Genomic DNA, 5,957 nt, shown 5'->3' with positions numbered 1-5,957 from the left:
AAAGATGCTGCTATGACTGCGCGCCTGCCTATCTTGTCGGAAAGCGCGCCTGCGGGTATGGAGGAAGCCGCGTATACTATATTGTATAGTATGTAGAGCACCACCACGCTCTCTGGCGCTATGCCCAAATCCGTTGCGCGCACTATGAAGAACGCGAAGCTGAAGTAGGAGAGCGAGAACACTAGCGAGATTTTGAGGAACGTCTTGTATTCAGGGGTAAGTTCTTTCAGGGATTGCCAGAAGGAGGGCCTTTTCTCAGGCTGTTTGGATTTTTCCGGCTCTTTCACGAACAGGATTAAGACGAGCACTGCGAGGAATGCCGGAATTATGGCAGCGAGGAAAAGAGTCCTGTAACCCGGCTCTGCAGTGCCGAACCAGGCGAAGATGAAATATGCGATTACCGGCCCTATTATCGCGCCGATGGTGTCCATCATCCTGTGGAATCCGAATGCTTTGCCCCTTGCATCTGGTGCGGAGGATGACGCTATTATCGCGTCTCTCGGGGAGGTCCTTATCCCTTTCCCTATCCTCTCAAGGCTGCGCATTATCAGGACGTGCCACCATGCGGTTGAGAGCGCGATTCCGACTTTCACCACGGATGAAAGGCCGTAGCCTGCTATGACGAGCTGCTTCCTCTTCCCGGTCTTGTCCGAGAAATAGCCTGAGAATATTTCCACCAGGCTCGCTATGCTGTCTGCAAGCCCCTCTATTATGCCCAGCGCCTCCTTTCCTGCGCCGAGAATCGAGGTAATGAAAATAGGGAGCACGGGAAAAATCATTTCGCTGGAAATGTCGGTGAGGAAGCTCACTATGCCCAGAGTGGTGACGTTGCTGCCCACGCCCTTCATCACTTCGTCTTTCATACGGATGAATTTTCCGAATAAGGTTTTTAATTATAGTACAAAAACAAAAGCTCAGAGTGGATACATGCCATCATTATGTGCCCGGGTGTCGCTCTGGCTGAGCGGGAGAACATGCTGTGTTTTGGGCTTCTGATTTTTTTCGGTCCCGGTACATCCGCTTAGGTATTCGCTCCACGTCGGCTCAAGCATTTTTCCTGAAAACACTTGGGCAGCGGGTTGTTTTTTGCATGCTTCTTCACCATGCCCGTTTCCAGGCATTTTCCTTGCCTTCGGCTCAGGAGCCAAACAACGTCCGGTTGCTGCTGGATTGAACATACCTGGCTTTGTAAGATTAACTTGTGCTACACTCATAGTTTCACCCCATCAAACGAGTATTGCTGCACTGTGCGCCACACCGTCATTCTGGAAACTCCGAACATCGACGCGAGCTGGCGGAGCGAATATGGCCTCGTGTAATAGGCCTCAAGAAGAAGATAGAGCTTTTCCGAATTGAGAGTAGAAGGTCTTCCCACTCTGGGCTCTTTTTCCATTTCACGCTGGGATTCGACAAAATTAGGCTGATTTCTGAAACTGGCCTGAGGAACTGGTTCCTTACTGGATTTCAAACCACCCTTGTGATGGCTCGGACTTCTTTGCCATTTTTTCACCCCGTTTTCGTTTTTCGTTTTTGTCTTTCTTCTTTCTGTTCGAGTAATATTTATGTTGGATATTCGTTTATAAAGGATTGTCCCAAAACCAAAACCTATTTCAGGTTCTCTACATCTAGGAACACGCCAATCAGGCCCTCTTCAAGAAGCGCTATGCCATCGAACGGCGTCCCATTTCTGACATTGCCGCCTCGGACTTCAAGATGCAGGTGGGATTTGCCGGTTTTGCCTGTGCCGCCTGAAAGTATCCAGGAACGCGCGTATCTGGCGTTTCCAGTGGAGCCCAGAGTCCCTATTTTCTCTCCTTGGAAAACATGGGCTCCGAAATCGGCAAGCAATTCTTTGCAATGGAGAAAACGGAAAAAATAAGTGCCGTCATTAATCTCAATAAAGTTTCCCGCGCGCTTCTCATTGGTGGCCCGAACCACAGTCCCATCGGATGGCGCAAAAAGCGCGGTGCCTTCGGGGCCGTATATATCTATTCCAGTGTGCTTGTAGTGCCGTTCTGTTGAACTGTTGTGGCGCGAAGCGCCCAAAATCCCGAACGGGGGAACATGGTCCTTCAGCAGTTCCAGGTCGCTTTTCTTTGGACCGGGCAACGAGAACGGAATCATGCTCTTTACGTCCACTCCGAAAATTTTCTTGTACATTCTTTCCGAGTAGCCGATTCCAAAAGTCTTGGTCGCTTGGTCATAAGCAGAGGGGTCGTATATGCAGCTCAGCCCCTTCGGACCTGTGTATCTTACTACAGCCCGCACTGTCTTGTCAGGCAAAGTTGCGAGCCACACGGATTTCTTCATCTCGTTCCTGGATTTCGAAGCCCAGGCAGATGCTTCGCCCAATTTGAGTATACTAGGTACAGAAACCAGTAAGGGAGGATTTCCCATAAGAACACCGGATTTATTTGAGCGCGATTAGTATATAAATATACATGAAAAACTATGGCGGGCGACTATTTAGCCTCTCCGGGCTTCTTTTCCCCGTAGGATTTGCTCAACTTTTCACTCCAGAAGGAAGGGAGGGAATTGGAGGCAAAGCCGGTGAACGAATCCGAGTACACGAACGTGAGGCCCTTCACGTATTTGTGCTTCCCGAATCCCTCTTTAGCCTTTTCGTATATCTCCTTTATCTTCTTCCTCTCGAAATCCAGCTGGAGCAGGGAGGGTGCCTTGAGCAGGAGATAATCCACCTGCCTGAGCGTGTTCACTTCTATGTTCGAGGAATTCTGGGTTATGAAAAGCACCGAAATGTCCTTGTGCCTTGAGATGAGGAGCAGCTCGCTGAGGAGCTTGTTCAATTCGGACATGGAATTGCGGGAGGAGAATGCTATGCCGCCTTCATCCACCAGCAGAAAGGAGCGGTTCTTCACCTCTCCTAGCGACTGCACCGGAGTTATCCAGAGCGGAAGCGCCTTTTTCTCGAAACCCATCGCATAGACCGGAAGCGATGTCTTGGCGCGCATGTTCTCCGCGATTTTCACTCCCAGGGCGCTTTTTCCCGAGCCGCGCGCCCCGACTACGAGCCCGATTGCGCTTTTGCCTGAATAAAGCATGGATTCAAAACCGGATACAGAGCCACTGGAATTTTCAATTTCCGCCAGAGGTTCGTACTGCGGCCCTTTTCCAGGCCTTTTCCTTTCTTCCTGCGCTTCGGCGTATTTTTTCCCCCCTATGGTAAGCAGGCTGAAAAACAATCGGAGCACGCTCCAGAGGGTGAGAACACACCACTTGAGAAAGCCGAGAATGGATCTGATCAGCCGTATGACGACATGGTCTTGCGCGCCTTTCTTTCTGGCCATGGGTTGGCTACTCAATTAAGCTTAAAAAAAGCGCGGCAGATTAACGACCATGCGTATTCTCAGGAACATGATTCTGCTCGCTTTGCTGGCCTCTTTTTCGGCTGCCCAGCTTCCCCAAGGCGTAATCAGCGCTGCAGGAGGTATGAATTACTCTGCTTTCCAAGGCATGGGAATGATGAACGGCAGCGAATTCGCTTTCGCGCAGAAAATATTCGGGATGATAAACGAGAGCGATTGGGAAAGCGCCAACGGAAGTTTCGAAGTGATTGCAGCGAAGATGACGCTCGTGGTCACTGGCAGCGGCACTGATGCGGCCGAGAAGGCGTTGTGGGAAAGCGCCAAAGCCGCGTATCCTGCAATAGCCAACGCTACTGCGATGGGGGATGGAGATGCGGCGCTTGCAATCATAGATTCAGGAACGTATCCGCTAGTCGTGCTTATAGGCGGGCCTTCCCAGAACAGGATGACTGAGATTTTGGACAAGCGCGGGGTGCTGAACGAGAGCGAGGAAGTGTACGGCCAGTTCCTGGTGAATTACGGCCAGAATGGGAATGGAAGCGTGGTGGTTGCGCTATCGGACAAGCGCGGAGTCTCGAACGCGGGACGGATAAGCGTGAGGTACTCGCCGCTCAGCGCATTCATACCTCCTGAATACGTGCCTGCGGCGGCTACCGCGGTATCCCTGGTCATGCTCGCGCTCATGAACGTGGCAAGGACGGTTTTCGAGTTCAAGGCGTTAGATATAGGGAGGAAAAACAGGAAGGTCGGGGAGGGGAGCGTATATGCATGGAAAGTGAATTTGAGCGAAGCGCTCGCCATAATCGGGGCTTCCCTTGTCCTGGGGATTTCCATAAGCTGGCAGTATTTCGGCCCGACCCCGGAATTCCTTCTCTGGACGTTCATAAACACGATAATATGCCTGATTGCCGGGATAGCGCACGAACTGACGCACCGCATTTTCGCGCATTTCTTCAAGATACGGATGGAGTACAGGTTCTGGCCCGCGGGCTCGCTTGTGACTCTGGTGAGTTCCTTCCTGGGCAACGCGTTCTCGGTGCAGGGGTTCATACTCGAAGAAATACCGAAAGAGACAGAGAGATGGAAGGTCGGGCTGATGAAGCTGGGCGCGCCGCTGCTGAGCAACGGGGCGATGCTGCTTTTCGCATTCATCAACGTGATTTATCCGCACGTGCTTTTCCAGATAATTTACACGACGAGCGCGCTCTGGGCGATGGCAGAGATGCTTCCGTTCAGCGGGCTGGACGGGAAGGACATAAAGGACTGGAATTTCTTCGTGTGGCTCGCTTCGTTCGTGTTCGTCGCAGGATGCTATATATTTGTTACTTTCATACTATGATTTGTTCGGGTGGTATCCATGGAAAGAAAAATGCTGTTCGCCATTGTATTTGTTGCGCTCGCGCTCTCGGGCGTTGCTTTCTCTGCCAGCGGGAGCTATTCCATTCCCAGGGCCAGCGTTGATTATTACCTCAACCAGGACGGGACCATATATGTGAAGGAGAACATAACTTACGTGCTTGACGGGACTTTCCGCGAGCTTTACGTGCAGAAGCCCCCGGACCTCGCCATCGTCAATGCCTCTGGATATTGCGAGCAGAAGGAATGCGAATTCTACACCCAGATGAACGGGGGGTGGCGGGAGCTCGTGCTGAAGAGCGATTATTCTTATGAGACTGTGAATGCGGTCTTCACTTATACTTTAGAAGGGGAAGTGCTTGAGCAAAAAGATTGCGCGCAGTTCTTCTACAAATTGTGGGGCGACCAGTGGACAGAGGGAGTGGGGGAGCTGAAGGCCACGGTGCATGTTCCAGGAGATACCGACAAAGTTGAGTATTTTGTTCATCCGCCTATTTTAGGCATAACCAATACCACGGGCGCGAATTATGTGGGCTTGATTTCCAACAACCACCCCTCTGGAATCATTCTTGAAATCAATCTTGTTATGCCAAAGGAATGGTTTTCCAATATGAGGAAGGCCCCGAATTATATGAGCAAGACAGAGATAGTAGAGGGTGAAAAAAAGTATATTGAGGAGACGAAACTGAAGGGCATTGTATATAGGGTGTTTTATTACGGGCTTGCGCTTGGGCTTCCGCTTGCATTCATTCTCCTTTATCTGATATATGGAAGGGAAACGGCTCTTTCCCAACTTCAATATGTTGCGCCTTATGAACGCGAACCGCCAGGGGATTTGTCTCCTGCGGAAGCTTCATATCTATTGAGCAGGAAGGCCGAGCCGAACAGCATAAGCGGTGAAATGCTGTGGTTGGTGCAACAAGAATATTTGCGCATGGAAGAAAAGGAAGTTGAGGTTGGTTTCCTTTTCAAGAGCAAGAAGAAAACGGTTGTGTTCTATCTTAATGAAGGAAAGAATTTGGAATCGCTGAAGTCACACCAGCGCGCGCTTTACGATTTCATAAGCGGGCGAAGGGGCCAGGAGGGTTATTTCAGTGTAGAATATGGGATGGCCAGCGGTGTATCCAAGCAGATTTATAGCGTATTTTATCGCAGATTCCAAAAGGAAGTTGAAGATGGGTTCAAGAAAAGAGGATACATGAATGAGACTGGAAGCAATATTTTTCTGGGGCTATGCGTATTCGGGTTCATATCTGCGATATTAGGGTTTGTGCT

Annotated in this window: 7 protein-coding genes; 2 read left to right on the top strand and 5 right to left on the bottom strand. The window is 50.5% G+C overall.

What is annotated here, in order from left to right; genetic code table 11:
• From WC488_04230 to WC488_04210, 5 genes are all read right to left on the bottom strand, one after another.
• Positions 1–863: MFS transporter (locus WC488_04230; GenBank protein ID MFA5077607.1), on the bottom strand; the 863-nt coding region annotated here is incomplete at its 3' end.
• A 51-nt stretch (positions 864–914) separates the two neighbouring features.
• Positions 915–1,214 (bottom strand): hypothetical protein, encoded by a 300-nt coding sequence (locus WC488_04225; protein ID MFA5077606.1) that lies wholly within the window; start codon positions 1,212–1,214, stop codon positions 915–917.
• Entirely contained in the window at positions 1,211–1,393 is a 183-nt protein-coding gene (locus tag WC488_04220; GenBank protein MFA5077605.1) for a helix-turn-helix domain-containing protein, read from the bottom strand. Before WC488_04220 ends, WC488_04225 begins: the two co-directional genes overlap by 4 nt.
• A gap of 212 nt (positions 1,394–1,605) precedes the next feature.
• Entirely contained in the window at positions 1,606–2,397 is a 792-nt protein-coding gene (locus tag WC488_04215) for a M23 family metallopeptidase (protein ID MFA5077604.1), read from the bottom strand.
• Positions 2,398–2,462: 65 nt separating this feature from the next.
• Positions 2,463–3,308 (bottom strand): hypothetical protein, encoded by an 846-nt coding sequence (locus WC488_04210; GenBank protein MFA5077603.1) that lies wholly within the window; start codon positions 3,306–3,308, stop codon positions 2,463–2,465.
• A gap of 49 nt (positions 3,309–3,357) precedes the next feature.
• On the opposite strand from WC488_04210, the gene WC488_04205 reads away from it, so the two are divergent.
• Together WC488_04205 and WC488_04200 are read left to right on the top strand one after the other, a co-directional pair.
• Positions 3,358–4,665: a hypothetical protein gene (locus WC488_04205; GenBank protein ID MFA5077602.1), complete on the top strand. Its 1,308-nt coding sequence runs from the start codon at positions 3,358–3,360 to the stop codon at positions 4,663–4,665.
• A gap of 18 nt (positions 4,666–4,683) precedes the next feature.
• A partial coding sequence (locus WC488_04200) for a DUF2207 domain-containing protein (GenBank protein MFA5077601.1) occupies positions 4,684–5,957 on the top strand: 1,274 nt, incomplete at its 3' end.

It is taken from the genome of Candidatus Micrarchaeia archaeon (assembly GCA_041650355.1).
Taxonomy (GTDB): Archaea; Micrarchaeota; Micrarchaeia; order Anstonellales; family Bilamarchaeaceae; genus JAHJBR01.
Note: the sequence above shows the minus strand (reverse complement) of the source record. Positions and strands in the feature narration are given on the sequence as shown.